Genomic DNA, 13,244 nt, shown 5'->3' on the forward strand with positions numbered 1-13,244 from the left:
CTCTCTAACAAAGCCTCAAACTCTTTGGGGGTGAGCCCGGTTAAACTACACAAGGTCTGCGGTTTGGTTCGTAGTTCCGCATATGTCATTTTCATCTACCGACCTCATTCCAGGTGCACGGTATAATTCTAAGTCCTAATTTCCGATAAGGTTTAGTGCTGAATCGTTGAATAACAGAGCATCAGGAAAGTGACGTTGGGCGCGTTCTGCAGAGGTGCAGTGATTGCCTCTTATCGCCAATCGGCTAGGGCAAACTCGCTTCACGTAGGCTAGCGCCTCTGGCCACCTGACCTGGTTGATACAATGCGCTCCATTTACGCCCCAAGCGGCCTCAAACCGCATTTCTGGTACAACATCCGGTTTTTGAATGCCTAGGCGATCGTAGAGATTGATTGGAGTGCCGTCTTTGGTATGGGCCACACCATCTCCACAATAATCTGCTCGTACCATCCGCACACAAGCAGAATGATAATCTCGTAGCGATCGCCCTTTGACATTTTGCCAAGGTTTGTAGCCGAACTGCATGCACTTGGCTAAAGCTCCGTTGGTGCAGCTAAATGTCACTAATTTCTTATTGGGGCGATAGTTGCCTCGGCTATCCCAAAAACCCTGCAATACCACTGCTTTAGCCACTCCTTTTGCATCTGGTTCACAGAGGTTCTGCCAGTTCCGCTGATTATCCTGATAAAAAACAGTGTAGAGATATGTTTTTTTCTCTGGCTCATGTGGATCAACTTCACTATTTCGCACTTGAAACTTCTGTTGACGACCTTGATCATCAAACCCTACAATTTCAGTAGTTTGAAGCTCTATTTTGGTCAAAGGCACCTTATCTTTTTCACTAGGATGAAAGGTAGGTCTCGCGATCGCAATGCTGCTCCAAGCAAACAAAAACACCAAACCCAGCAACAGCGATCGCAACATTGGCTGAATACGCATGCAGTACCTTCTTCTCAAGCAATCCCAACAATCTCACTTCTTCACCGAGATGGAACCGTGAAACATTGTTCCATCCCGATTAGGTGATTTAGATAGCAACCTTGTTTACTTAACGCCTACCAAACGGCCCTCTTCAACTTGAATCTCCGTGAACTCAGGACTCGACAAGACCATGCCTGTTTCTGGAGAGGCCGCCACTGCTGCGTTCTGATTTTCTTGACCATTTACATTACGCCCATTTAAGTTAGCACCATTGAGGTTGCTGCCATTTAAATTGCTACCATTCAAATCGCTGCCATTCAAGTTGCTACCGTTCAGATTACTCCCATTGAGATTGCTACCATTTACTGAGGTCCCATTCATTCTCACTCCATTAACGCTAATCCCATTAAGCGTTACTCCATTCAGGTTGCTGCCATTTAACTGAGTTCCGTTAAAGGCAAGGCCATTCACGGCAAGACCGGCGTTTGCATTTGAGGAGAAGGCTGTAACACTCAGAGCAGTAAGCGCGACAATACCCAGGAAGCGTGAATTCACCGTTAATAACCTCTTGATGATGTAGCAAAGATGCCTACAAAAGGAAAAACCCAAATTCCAGTCAAAAAATGATGACATTTGCAATTTTTCAAGAATCAGCTCAACGCTCCATCCTTCAAGGTATTTGTTATTGACCTCTACCTTATAACCGCCTAAATGCCACAATTTATCTACTCAAAAGCACAAGGGAATATGTTTTAGAGCTTATGTTTCCAGGATGAGAATAATAGTGGTGGATCCACCCTTATGGGGGAAGGAGATCGGGCGATCGCTCGGATAAGATAAACACAAATAAAGCGATATCCCAAAGCGCATTAAACTTTATAGAAAATCGCCTCCCAGCCTTTATTATGGGAGGCTTATAATTTTTAAACCCTAGTAAAATTCAGAGTTAAATCTTAGAAGTATCTTTCAAAGCATCTGTGTGACTTAAGGCATGCGCTTTGGTACTATCTGATGAGCCAACTGGGGCTATTAGACCATCAAACCTCAGAAGAAGTAATGACCTTGCCCACAAATCTCAATGAGCAAGGCATCACGATTGTTATTGTCACTCACGAACCGGATGTGGCTGCCCAAACCCGTCGCATCATCCAAGTTAGAGATGGTTTATCGGTAGATTAAACGTCGTATATCCGACACTCAGCCGCATCTGGGTTCTGGTCACAGTAGACTTCTAAAGAAGTTTTGCTGGATTTCACTTGACGGTGAGCACGCTCAGCTTGGAGTTCTTCCACAATGTCCCAAGCAACTGCACAATTGGCAGAAGCATTACCAGTTGACTCGCAAGCAGTCCGGGCTTGAGCGATCGCGTCTTGAATGGCTTGCTCTAGAGAAGAGACTTCTAATGTATTAATCATAGTCAACGACAGCCCTTCAAGAGCCCTTGTGTAGAGTGAGTGGGTAGTTGCGAAGCGTTATGACTGCAACTAACTCTTTTACTCTAGACATCCACAATTAGATCGGCAGGTGAGAAAACCGTAATTCCTGTAGGGATATTTTCCCCCTGCTTAGGAACTAAGCAAAAGTTATAAGCAAATACTTAATCATTACTCCATTGAGCATGACCAATCAAATCACCCACTGGGTCTCGCAGAAGAAAGTCATTAGCTTCTAGCTCCTGCTCAACTTCTACCCATTCTCGAACTGGAAAATAACGAAATAAGACATAAATAGGTTGATGACGGCTAATCACTCTTCGCTCGACTAAGCAGCGAGCTTCATCTTGAATGACTTCAATAGAGGCGTGAATGGAGCGATTCATCGTAGCCTTATAAAAACCAGCAATTGATAGTTTTGGATGTTTTTTAGGGCAGAACCGCACTCAGCCTGCCCCTTAAATTTAGTGAATACAGCTAACGGTTTACGCTGCTTTGGGAGAATTGGCTTCAACCAGGGGCGATCGCGATTTTATGTCAAAGCTATATCCATCCGGGAGGATATGCAGCTTTACACCACAAAGCGCTAGACCCTCATCTTTGAGCAGATTATGTAAGTTTGAGTACACCATGTCTTGTAAATCAACAATAGTAACAGCGCCCGCACCAATCACTGAGAGTTGCCCCCCACTAACGATGATTGCGGTATTCTCATCAATTCCAATACCTAACAGGTGGGGTTGCTCAGCCACGGCTGATAGCAAGCGTCCAAGGCGGCCTCGCTGGGCAAAATGTTGGTCGATTACAGCCTCTGGCATAAAACTGAGGCCATCATCTGTTTCTACAATCTCAATTCGGGGGTGAGTTTCAGCTTCTCCTTCTACAATCATGGCGTCAGACATCATGCTTGCCCCTGCACTGGTGCCCCCCAGAATCAACCCTTGAGCATAGCGTTGATGTAGCAACCGATCTAGTTTTGTGCCCTTGATATATTTAGTGATCCGATCCTGTTGCCCGCCCGTAAAAAAGACTCCAGTGGCTTCGCGAATTGCAGCCAAGGCTTCAGGAGCTTCAGCCTCCTCGCGGCTGTCTGTATCTACCACACGAACCTGTTCAACACCTAGACGCTCAAATACTTGAATGTAGTTGTCTCCGACTTCTTTGGGTAATTCTGTTGCAACGGTCATTACAACAATCTTGGCTTGACGGCTGCCAGCGCGGCGAACAAATTCGCGCAGAATACTGCAATCTCCCTGCTTATCCTCAGCTCCCCCGATAATGACAAGTTGCCCTTGTTTAACAGCTTGAGCATGAGTTCCCATCTGTACTTGATTGATGTCAATGACCATTTGAGTTAATTCCGTCTAATACTAAAGATTGAATTGAATGAGGTCTACGGCTGGTAAAACTCAATTGCAAGAGAATATCAAAAGTTCCCCCGCCTGTTTTTGCCGTTTAGAACAAAGACAGCTCGAAGAGAGACATTGTTGATTGATATGACAGTGACGAAGGCTAAACCACGATCACCAGGTTTTGTCAGCCCACCTGAATAAAAACTTGGCAATCTTTGCCTAGCTTCTAAGGCTGTAATAAGTAGAGTACAGACTAACTAACAGGCTCACGTCTGCCCTATGTCATGATTTCAAATTAAACCGATCTGTATTAAGGTATACAGAAAAATACTGATTAACCATCCTCTATCTTTCTAGAGAATAGGTCAGTGTCTACTGTGTTTGCTAAGGTGGCGCTACTGTCTATAAAAGCCAGTGATCCAGCTCAACAAGTAGGTTTAGTGCAGAAGATAGGGTTATTGCACTTGATAGCTAAGCGATCGCCAAAATTGATGATCTACGCGATCGCTTGCCAAGAATAATTTTTAACTGAAGTTCTTACCTCAGGCAGAGGTTGATTAGAGAAAAAATCTCGGAGCTGCTCAGAATTGAAGTGTTTGATTATGAACTTTGATTAAATAAAACTAGGTTGGCAAAAATAGGCAAAGCCAAGAAGTTATGAAGATTGAGTAAAAAACCATCTAAGTAGGGCTAGGGATCGACAACATTCAAAAAGTATTACTACAATGAAATCAGCATCCATTCAATATGAGGCGTTATTCTTAAGAATTGGAAAAAGCTTTACTGATAGCTTTTCTAAGTCTAGAGCGCATCACTCAACCAAGTCTTAGTCAAGCTATTTGAGAGGGGCTAAGCTTATCAAGCTTATCTGACGCTACAGCGCAAGAACATCCAACATCTGGCCTCTCTTTTTGCTCCCTACTCTCTCTTTGATTTCCTGCAAATTGTAGGACTCAACACCACATTACTCATATTTTTAGTGACCCCTGTGGCTTGATTCAAGCTAGCAGAACTGGACGCTGCTGAAAAATTTAAGCGAGGAAGTTAAGTGACATGCTGAACTTATCCAAGCCGAAGGAGTTTGATTGCCTAGCCAGCTACATCCTAGAAATGGTGACAGCTGTAAAGGTAGACCGACTCAAGCCCTTCTTTGACACCCTGCCACCCGATCCTTATTTAACGGGCAATTACCGCTTTAGGCGTCTCTCTCATTTTCAAATTGAAGGCGATCGCTTGGTTAAATTACCCCATCGACGTTTATTCCAATCGAAAGCTTACAATCCCTTATTGGGCGATGTGGCGAGAGAATATGCCGAGCTGGATGATGCATTAACTGAGCTGGAAGACTTTCAAAAAATCATTTGGGAATTTTTCCAGTTTTGCCAACTTTGCACTCCTCATAAAGAAGTTGCGGTTCATCAAATTAGAACCACAGCTACTTCTCAACAGGTGGGAAATCCGGCTCCAGAAGGGATTCACCGAGACGGGGTTGATTTAGTGGGTATCTTTTCTGTCAATCGCATGCAAATTGAGGGCGGTGAAACACATCTCTACATAGATAAGCAGGGTAGTCCAGCCTTTACCAAAGTGCTCAATCCAGGCGAGTTTCTAGTATTTAGAGACGATCAGTATTTTCATTTCACCTCCTCCGTGAGCGCGATCGCTCCTGAAGATGGCGAGAGAGATGTCTTCGTCTTCACTTGCCCCGGACTCTTTCCACCAGAATAAGCCTTCCACCCAAATCAACATTAATGGGGAGACGTTTATGATCGCCCTTGACCTCAACTGGATTCGCTCCCAGTTTCCAGCCTTGACGCAAGAAATCAACGGTCAACCTGCTATCTTTTGCGATGGTCCCGGTGGCACTCAAGTCCCAAAGGCGGTGGTGGATGCCATCAGCGACTACTTGCTTACCTCCAATGCCAACGCTCATGGTGCTTTTGTTACGAGCCAGCGGACAGATGCGCTAATTGTCGCCGCTCGTGATGCGGTTGCTGACTTTCTCAACTGTGGCAGTGATGAAGTTGTGTTCGGTGCCAACATGACCACTCTCACCTACACCATCAGTCGCGCCATTGGTCGGGCACTGCAACCCGGAGATGAAATTATTGTCACCACCCTCGACCACTATGCCAACGTTTGTGCCTGGCAAGCTCTAGCGGAGCAGGGAGTTGTGGTTCGTACAGTAGATATACATTCTGAGGATTGCACCCTGAATTGGCAGGAGCTGACGCGATCGCTAAATGAGCGCACCAAGTTAGTGGCGATTGGCTATGCCTCCAATGCTGTCGGCACCATTAATAAGGTTGCTAAAATTGCTCAACTCGCTCACCAAGTCGGCGCTTGGGTGTTTGTAGATGCCGTTCACTATGCCCCCCACGGCGCAATCGATGTGCAAGCCTTAGACTGTGATTTTCTCGTCTGCTCAGCTTATAAATTCTTTGGACCTCACCTAGGGATTCTATATGGCAAGCGAGAACATTTAGCACGCCTCCAGCCTTACAAAGTCCTGCCTGCTCCCGATGAGGTGCCGTCTCGCTGGGAAACAGGGACGCAAAACTATGAAGGCATGGCAGGTCTGCTTGCTACCCTAAGCTACTTAACTGAACTGGGACATCGAGTTGATCCGTCTGGGCAAAACCGTCGGGCGGCTCTAACTGCCGTTACATCTGCGATTCACACCTATGAAGCCGAGCTGAGCCAAGCATTACTGCGGGGATTGCTGGAGATCCCTGGTTTAACCATCTATGGCATCACCGAGCTAAGCCGCTTATCTGAGCGCACTCCCACTTTCGGTCTCCGCATCAAGGGCTACACCCCTGCGGAACTCGCGACTCAACTGGGCGATCGCGGTATCTTTACCTGGCACGGACACTTCTATGCCTTGGGCGTAATAGAGCGGCTAGGGCTGACTGCAAGCGGTGGTTTACTGAGAATTGGTTTGGTGCACTACAACACGATGGATGAGGTCAATCGATTACTACAGGCATTACATGAAATGACCGAACCTGTAGGGGTGGGTTTTGCAAATAGATTATCCTCTCAACATATATCTTAGCTAAACCTATCCTCACCACTATGGAATATTGGCTACGAGGGGTAATGAGGAATGAACAGAATCTTAGTAACTGGAGCGCAAGGGCAACTGGGAAGTGACTTAGTGACAGTTCTGCGTCAGATCTATGGGGTAGGACATGTCGTCGAAAGTGGGCGATCGCCACCCAATCCTGAAACCAATTCCTACTTATATAAAACCCTAGATGTTACTAACCATCAGCAGCTACAGGCGATCATCGAACAAGAGCAGATTCAAACGATTTATCATCTTGCCGGAGTACTCTCAGCCAAAGGCGAACAATACCCAGATCGCTGCTGGGATGTCAATGTCAATGGTTTGAGAAACATTTTAGAAGCTGCAAAAACATATCAGTTAAAAGTCTTTTTTCCTAGCTCGATCGCGGTCTTTGGGCCTCACACCCCTAAACTAGATACCCCTCAAATTACGGTTGAAGATCCCTCTACGATCTACGGTATCACTAAGGTTACAGGTGAATTGCTCTGCCATTACTACGCGCACCGCTTTGGCGTTGATGTCCGGAGTTTACGTTTGCCAGGCATCATTAGCTACAGCACTCCGCCAGGGGGCGGCACCACAGATTTTGCGGTAGCAATCTTTGCAGCGGCGCTCAAGCACGGTACTTACACCTGCTTTGTGCGTCCAGAAACTCGGCTACCCATGATGTATGTACCAGATGCTATCCGTGCCATTTTAGATTTAATGGCTGCTGATTCAAACTCGATTAAAATCCGCTCCAGCTACAACATTACTGCCGTGAGTTTCTCTGCTGCCGAATTGGTTACTGAAATTCAAAAACATCTTCCTCACTTTACCTGCCACTACGCACCGGATTTTCGTCAAGCGATCGCAGACTCTTGGCCTGCTGTGATTGATGATTCACGTGCAAGAGCCGATTGGGGTTGGAAGCATCAATATGACTTATCGGCGATCGTGGTGGATATGTTAGAAAAGCTCTCGCAAAGGATAGAAGTCACAAGCCAAAAGCCAGCCGTGAGAAGCTGACTTTTGACTTTCATTAACACTTTTTAATTCGTTTTAATTCGTTTTAATTTGGTCATGTTTACCTCCAAAGCTATTTTTCAAACCCTCCTAGATGAGATCCACCAATCGGGCTTAAGTAAAGAAGAGCGAGTGCTGGCAACGCCACAGGGAGCTGAAATTGCAGTTCGAGCTGGCAGGGAAGTACTGAATTTTTGCGCCAATAATTACTTGGGATTGGCTAATCATCCTGATGTCGTCGCAGCGGCGCAGGTGGGAATTGCCAAGTACGGGTTTGGCCTTTCCTCGGGGCGCTTTATCTGTGGTACTCAGGTGATTCATAAAGAGCTGGAGGCTCGGATTTCAGAATTCTTGGGCACGGAGGATGCGATCCTCTACACCTCCTGTTTTGATGCGAATGGAGGATTATTTGAGACCATTCTTGATGCCGAGTCTGCGATAATCAGCGATGCCCTAAACCATGCCAGCATTATTGATGGCATTCGGCTGTGCAAAGCTAAGCGGTATCGCTATGCACACGGTGATATGCAGGAACTAGAACAAGCTCTGCAAGAGGCTCAGACCGCTAAAATTCGGCTGATTGCGACAGATGGCGTTTTTAGCATGGATGGAGAGATTGCCCAGTTAGAACAGATTTGTGACTTAGCGGAGAAATATGATGCCTTGGTCATGGTAGATGATAGCCACGGTACCGGAGTTTTGGGAACCAAGGGGCGGGGTTCGATCGAGCATTGTGGCGTAACGGGACGAGTAGATATTATCACCAGTACTCTAGGGAAAGCCTTAGGAGGTGCTTCTGGCGGTTTTACCGCTGCTCATAAACAGATAGTGGATCTATTGCGGCAGCGATCGCGGCCTTATCTGTTCTCTAATACCTTGGCTCCTGCCATTACCTACACCAGCATTCGAGTCTTAGATTTGCTCAACGAAACCAGTGAGCTACGCGATCGCCTGATGGAGAATACACGCTACTTTCGGCAACAGATGAGCGATCGCGGCTTCGACATTAAACCGGGTACCCATCCCATTGTGCCCATCATGCTCTACGAAGCCAAGTTAGCCAAGGATATGGCGCACGATCTGCTGGAAGAAGGCATTTATGTGGTTGGGTTTAGCTATCCTGTAGTGCCTCAAGGTCAAGCCCGCATTCGAGTTCAGCTCTCTGCCGCTCATACCCAAACCCATCTTAACCAGTGTATTGATGCGTTTGCAAGAGTCGGCAAAAAACATGGCGTGATTTAGGCGAATTGGTTATGTCATACTCTACTCGCGATCGCACTGCAAACCAGCCTCAAAGCATCCATGAACCACCCTATGTAGAAGTTGATGGACTACTTTTCTACAAAGAGGCAGGCAAACAACCTGAGTTTCTAGATGCTGCATTTGTAACCACCTTATTTGGTGAAAGGGTGGTTATAGATCACTTGGTGATGTTGTTCTCCAGCTCCGTGGATCTCACCCAATACGCCAACAACTTAATTCAGTATGGAGCGAAAACCATTGAAGGGCCAGGAATATGGCCACAAGACTTCTGCCCAGGTTTCACCGCTTTCCCGGCTGATCTAACGATGTATTTGCTCTCAGTGCTAATGCCATCCGGCGGCATTCTGGTCCTAGCCGCTCCCCATGCATCTAGTGATCAGCTCGATCGCCTTTTGCAAGAGCGGGGCTTAAATACCGTTCATCATGTTGCCCTGCGTACCAATGATATAAATGCAGCAGCCGAAGTATGGCAGAGCAAAGGCTTTGTACCCTTATCAGTAGCGCCTCAGGATGATGGTTGCCTGTGTCAGTGGTCTTTCAAAAATTCAGCCGGACAGATCATAGAATTAATTCACCGTCGATGTGTAGGGGGAACCACTTTCTCTTGTCAAAACATCGCTGCCTTACGTCTTACAGAAGAAACCTAACCCCCACCCCCCTTCCGTTGCGCCTACTTAAGCTTACCTACCGCTATTTGAATCCGTTCTAACGCCTCATGGATATTCTCTAGAGAATTAGCATAGGAAAGTCTTAAATACCCATCACCATACTCACCGAAAGCAGTCCCGGAAAGGACGGCGACACCTGCTTCTTGTAAAAGATAATCAGCCAGCGCATCAGAAGAGAGGGGCAGTTGCTTGACATTGGGAAACACATAGAATGCACCTGTAGGTTTGCGGCATTGGATTCCGGCGATCGCATTGAGTCCTTCAACAATCACATCTCGCCGTTGTTGGAATTCAGCCATCATTTGCTCCACCGCATCCTGTGGCCCAGTCAATGCTTCCATTCCAGCGATTTGCGTAAATGAACAGGTGCAAGAATTAGAATTAATCATCAGTTGCACCATCTTTTCCGTGATGGCCTGAGGAGCCACACCATACCCCAAGCGCCAGCCTGTCATCGCATAGGTTTTGGAGTGACCATCCAGCAAAATAGTCCGCGCTTTCATCCCTGGCAAACTTAAAATACTTTGATGCTTCTCGCCATAGACCATCCGGGAATAAACCTCATCAGAGAGCACATAGAAATCATGTTTATTGGCTAGCTCTGCGATCGCAGCTAAATCTTCTACGGCCAACAGCCCGCCTGTGGGGTTTTGAGGAGAATTAATAATTAAGAGTTTGGTGCGATCGGAAATAGCGCTAACTAAGTCTTCAATCCGAAAGCGAAAATCTACTTCTTCCCGTAACGGTAAAGGCACAGCTTTAGCGCCAACAAAACTGATCACCGACTCATAAACCGGAAAACCTGGATTGGGATAAATGACCTCATCTCTCGGATTCACCAGGGTCAAAATGGTGAAAAAGATAATCGGTTTGGCTCCGGGTGTGACGACGACTTCATCGGGATGAACTTCCACATCTCTGGTCGCTGCAATATATTCAGCAATTACTTTGCGAAACTCTAATAGACCAGCCGCAGGACCATAGCCCGTATATCCTTCGCGCATGGCTCGGCAGGCGGCTTCACAGATATTGGCAGGGGTGGGAAAATCGGGCTGACCAATCTCCAGATGAATCACACTTTTGCCCTGAGCTTCCAACTTTTTAGCTCTAGCAAGCACCTCAAAAGCGGATTCAGTGCCTAGGTGACTCATACGTTCTGCAAATATTGTCATAGTTACCTCACTGTATGAAAAATCAGCTAGCTCCCTAAATCTCCCTCATAAAGGCGTTAGACGGTATTGGTCACGCAGCACCCGTCGCATCACCTTGTTAGAAGCTGTCCGTGGCAAAACATCCAACATGACCACATCACGAATTTTGAAGAGAGGATTGAGATTCTGAGCGATCGCCCTTTGCAGAGAGATTTTTAGTTCCTCTTTGGTTTTTAAGCTATTCGGGACAACTATTACATAAATAATCAACTGACTAGGACCACCGCCCGGAGGAGCAATTGCGATCGCCGCTGTCTCACAAATATTCTCAACTTCATTCAGCACTTGCTCAATCTCTGTGGAACTCACCTTAATTCCACCCAAATTCATTGCATCATCTACTCGTCCCTGGGCTCGGTAGTAGCCATTGGGTAAACGTTCTAAGCGATCGCCGTGGCGACGAAGAGAAATGAGGGGTGAGGGATGAGAAGAGCCTCTTTGACTCTTGGCTTCTATAGCCTGGCACACGATAGGTAAACAAGGTATATCAGCAAAGTACACTTGATGATGATCCCGATTCAGCAGTTCATTCGAGAGCCCCATAGACGGAGGAATGATGAATGCTTCTCCTCTCTCTGCTGGCTGTCCTTCTGCGTCCGTAATGACAACATCAAGACCGAGAGCAGGAGTGGTAAAAGTAGCAGGAGCGCAAGGTTGTACTACAGTTCCAGTAATGTATGCTCCACCGATCTCGGTCCCACCGCAGTATTCTATGATGGGTTTGTAGCCTGCCAAAGACATGAGGAACAACATATCTTGTGAATTGGAACACTCACCTGTAGAGCTAAAAGCTTTAATCGTGCTCCAGTCCAGCCCTCTCATACAATTAGTATTTTTCCATGCTGTTACTAAACTAGGCACCACACCCAGCATAGTGACGTGGGCATCTTGAATGAATTTTCCGAACTCTCTGGTCGTTGGGGTGCCGTAGTACAAGGCGGTCGCCCCCTGATTAATCAAACTGGCATAGATCAGCCACGGCCCCATCATCCAACCTAGATTGGTCGGCCAAGCTACCACATCTCCAGCATGAATATCATGATGCAAATGTCCATCTACAGCACATTTAATCGGCGTGGTCTGTGTCCAAGGAATGGCCTTGGGTTCACCAGTGGTCCCAGAAGAAAACAAGATATTGGTGTGAGCTGATGGAACCGTAGGTATAGGCTGAAATTGCTGTCGATCACTGAGGAAATTTTGCCAGGACAAATCACCCGCTCGCAATTGAGTGTTAGAAGAAGCAGCAAGAACGATCGCTTTTGGAGACTGTGCCTCTATGACTTTGGTATAGAGAGACAATTGCTTTCCAGCTCGCAGAATCAAGGCTTGCGTGAATACTGCTTTTGCTTGCGCGACCTGTAAGCGAATAGCGATTTCAGGTGCAGCAAAGCTATCCGCAATCGACACCACCACACAACCCGCCTGAACAATCCCTAAATAAATCGCAACTGCTTCTACTGTCATCGGTAAGACAACAGCGATCGCATCTCCGGACCGTAAACCCAGTTCTACGAGACCATTGGAAATCTGATTCACCAAACTACGGAGTTCGCCATAGGTGAGGGTATCCAGAGAACCCCCCTCCGGCTGAAAGACAATGGCTGTAGCGCTATCAGGAGCTTGGAAACAACTTTTCACGATATTGAATCGAGCATTGACCAACCACTGAGGTGATTCAACTCCTTGGGATAAATCCAGAATCTGTGTATAGTTCTGCTGAAAGCGAATTCCCAACCGTCGTATCATGACTTGCCAAAACTCATCGCGATGCTGACATGACCAAGCATGTAGTTCCGGGTAGGTTGCGATCGCCTGATCTCGCATCAAAGCCGCAATATTTGTAGACTGAATTTGCTCAAGAGAAGGAGACCAAGCAGGAGGCGGCCCCTGATTTTCATCCCAATCAGCAAAAGTTTCGGTGTAGAGGAGTTGATGTAGCACCCAAGGGTGCTCAGGCTTCAGAAGATGTTGAGTGAAATATTGCCAACACTCAATCGTTGGTAAAGCAGTAAGCAACTGATTGATCTGGGGTAAAAGTTGAGTAGCAATGTGGTTTTCGAGACCACAGATCAGGAGTTGCGCCAAGGACAATGGTTTGGCGATCGCAATTCACCCCTTGCAAAAATAGATTTGAATCTAGCTGCCTGATGGGGAGTGATGAAAAGCCTCAAGTCATTTTAGAGGAAATGGAATAAAAATTTAGAGCGTGTATGATGAAGCTTGAAACACTCCTCTGCATCTATGTTAATACACTTATCTGCCTGACCTCTAAAGCTTTACTAAGCTTGATTTCCAAGAGTTAAAGATTGACTACAAAC

14 protein-coding genes are annotated in these 13,244 nt (G+C 46.5%); 7 read left to right on the forward strand and 7 right to left on the reverse strand.

Annotated elements, in window-relative coordinates:
• Positions 1 to 135 precede the first annotated feature (135 nt).
• Both H6F90_RS19915 and H6F90_RS19920 read right to left on the reverse strand, forming a co-directional pair.
• Positions 136 to 939: an ADYC domain-containing protein gene (locus tag H6F90_RS19915; RefSeq protein ID WP_190554015.1), complete on the reverse strand. Its 804-nt coding sequence runs from the start codon at positions 937 to 939 to the stop codon at positions 136 to 138.
• A 105-nt stretch (positions 940 to 1,044) separates the two neighbouring features.
• Positions 1,045 to 1,641, reverse strand: coding sequence for a pentapeptide repeat-containing protein (locus tag H6F90_RS19920; RefSeq protein WP_190554016.1), 597 nt, complete (start codon positions 1,639 to 1,641; stop codon positions 1,045 to 1,047).
• A 291-nt stretch (positions 1,642 to 1,932) separates the two neighbouring features.
• Here H6F90_RS19920 and H6F90_RS19925 point away from each other — a divergent pair, with 291 nt between their 5' ends.
• Entirely contained in the window at positions 1,933 to 2,100 is a 168-nt protein-coding gene (locus H6F90_RS19925) for a hypothetical protein (RefSeq protein WP_304941008.1), read from the forward strand.
• Here H6F90_RS19925 and H6F90_RS19930 read toward each other — a convergent pair.
• The 3 genes from H6F90_RS19930 to H6F90_RS19940 form a co-directional block, all read right to left on the reverse strand.
• Positions 2,097 to 2,336, reverse strand: a complete 240-nt coding sequence (locus H6F90_RS19930) for a Calvin cycle protein CP12 (protein ID WP_190554017.1) — start codon at positions 2,334 to 2,336, stop codon at positions 2,097 to 2,099. The genes H6F90_RS19925 and H6F90_RS19930 overlap by 4 nt on opposite strands.
• Before the next feature lie 182 nt (positions 2,337 to 2,518).
• Positions 2,519 to 2,740 (reverse strand): DUF4327 family protein, encoded by a 222-nt coding sequence (locus H6F90_RS19935; RefSeq protein WP_190554018.1) that lies wholly within the window; start codon positions 2,738 to 2,740, stop codon positions 2,519 to 2,521.
• A gap of 99 nt (positions 2,741 to 2,839) precedes the next feature.
• Positions 2,840 to 3,703 (reverse strand): cyanophycinase, encoded by an 864-nt coding sequence (locus tag H6F90_RS19940; RefSeq protein WP_190554019.1) that lies wholly within the window; start codon positions 3,701 to 3,703, stop codon positions 2,840 to 2,842.
• Positions 3,704 to 4,074: 371 nt separating this feature from the next.
• Here H6F90_RS19940 and H6F90_RS19945 point away from each other — a divergent pair, with 371 nt between their 5' ends.
• From H6F90_RS19945 to H6F90_RS19970, 6 genes are all read left to right on the forward strand, one after another.
• The gene (locus H6F90_RS19945; protein ID WP_190554020.1) at positions 4,075 to 4,227 is read left to right on the forward strand and encodes a hypothetical protein; all 153 of its coding nucleotides are present in this window, start codon (positions 4,075 to 4,077) and stop codon (positions 4,225 to 4,227) included.
• A 532-nt stretch (positions 4,228 to 4,759) separates the two neighbouring features.
• On the forward strand, positions 4,760 to 5,434 hold the full coding sequence (locus H6F90_RS19950; protein WP_190554021.1) for a 2OG-Fe dioxygenase family protein: 675 nt from the start codon (positions 4,760 to 4,762) through the stop codon (positions 5,432 to 5,434).
• Entirely contained in the window at positions 5,391 to 6,764 is a 1,374-nt protein-coding gene (locus tag H6F90_RS19955; protein WP_242024552.1) for a cysteine desulfurase-like protein, read from the forward strand. The genes H6F90_RS19950 and H6F90_RS19955 overlap by 44 nt, the downstream gene beginning before the upstream one ends.
• Positions 6,765 to 6,815: 51 nt before the next feature.
• On the forward strand, positions 6,816 to 7,787 hold the full coding sequence (locus tag H6F90_RS19960; protein WP_190554022.1) for an NAD-dependent epimerase/dehydratase family protein: 972 nt from the start codon (positions 6,816 to 6,818) through the stop codon (positions 7,785 to 7,787).
• 54 nt (positions 7,788 to 7,841) lie between these two features.
• The gene (kbl, locus tag H6F90_RS19965) at positions 7,842 to 9,026 is read left to right on the forward strand and encodes a glycine C-acetyltransferase (protein WP_190554023.1); all 1,185 of its coding nucleotides are present in this window, start codon (positions 7,842 to 7,844) and stop codon (positions 9,024 to 9,026) included.
• Between the two features lie 11 nt (positions 9,027 to 9,037).
• Positions 9,038 to 9,694 carry a hypothetical protein gene (locus tag H6F90_RS19970; RefSeq protein WP_190554024.1) on the forward strand — a complete coding sequence of 219 codons (657 nt, stop codon included), beginning with the start codon at positions 9,038 to 9,040 and terminating at the stop codon, positions 9,692 to 9,694.
• 23 nt (positions 9,695 to 9,717) lie between these two features.
• Here the strand turns inward: H6F90_RS19970 and H6F90_RS19975 are convergent, their stop codons facing one another.
• Positions 9,718 to 10,887, reverse strand: coding sequence for a pyridoxal phosphate-dependent aminotransferase (locus H6F90_RS19975; RefSeq protein WP_190554025.1), 1,170 nt, complete (start codon positions 10,885 to 10,887; stop codon positions 9,718 to 9,720).
• 45 nt (positions 10,888 to 10,932) lie between these two features.
• On the reverse strand, positions 10,933 to 13,017 hold the full coding sequence (locus H6F90_RS19980; protein WP_242024553.1) for an AMP-binding protein: 2,085 nt from the start codon (positions 13,015 to 13,017) through the stop codon (positions 10,933 to 10,935).
• Between the last annotated feature and the right edge of the window lie 227 nt (positions 13,018 to 13,244).

The sequence above is a fragment of the Trichocoleus sp. FACHB-591 genome (genome assembly GCF_014695845.1).
GTDB lineage: Bacteria > Cyanobacteriota > Cyanobacteriia > FACHB-46 > FACHB-46 > Trichocoleus.

Bases quoted from the DNA above. Each gene is read 5' to 3' on its own strand.
- H6F90_RS19915 (WP_190554015.1), bottom strand. From the start codon at position 939: ATGCGTATTCAGCCAATGTTGCGATCGCTGTTGCTGGGTTTGGTGTTT.
- H6F90_RS19925 (WP_304941008.1), top strand. From the start codon at position 1,933: ATGAGCCAACTGGGGCTATTAGACCATCAAACCTCAGAAGAAGTAATG.
- H6F90_RS19930 (WP_190554017.1), bottom strand. From the start codon at position 2,336: ATGATTAATACATTAGAAGTCTCTTCTCTAGAGCAAGCCATTCAAGAC.
- H6F90_RS19935 (WP_190554018.1), bottom strand. From the start codon at position 2,740: ATGAATCGCTCCATTCACGCCTCTATTGAAGTCATTCAAGATGAAGCT.
- H6F90_RS19940 (WP_190554019.1), bottom strand. From the start codon at position 3,703: ATGGTCATTGACATCAATCAAGTACAGATGGGAACTCATGCTCAAGCT.
- H6F90_RS19950 (WP_190554021.1), top strand. From the start codon at position 4,760: ATGCTGAACTTATCCAAGCCGAAGGAGTTTGATTGCCTAGCCAGCTAC.
- H6F90_RS19955 (WP_242024552.1), top strand. From the start codon at position 5,391: ATGTCTTCGTCTTCACTTGCCCCGGACTCTTTCCACCAGAATAAGCCT.
- H6F90_RS19960 (WP_190554022.1), top strand. From the start codon at position 6,816: ATGAACAGAATCTTAGTAACTGGAGCGCAAGGGCAACTGGGAAGTGAC.
- kbl (WP_190554023.1), top strand. From the start codon at position 7,842: ATGTTTACCTCCAAAGCTATTTTTCAAACCCTCCTAGATGAGATCCAC.
- H6F90_RS19970 (WP_190554024.1), top strand. From the start codon at position 9,038: ATGTCATACTCTACTCGCGATCGCACTGCAAACCAGCCTCAAAGCATC.
- H6F90_RS19975 (WP_190554025.1), bottom strand. From the start codon at position 10,887: ATGACAATATTTGCAGAACGTATGAGTCACCTAGGCACTGAATCCGCT.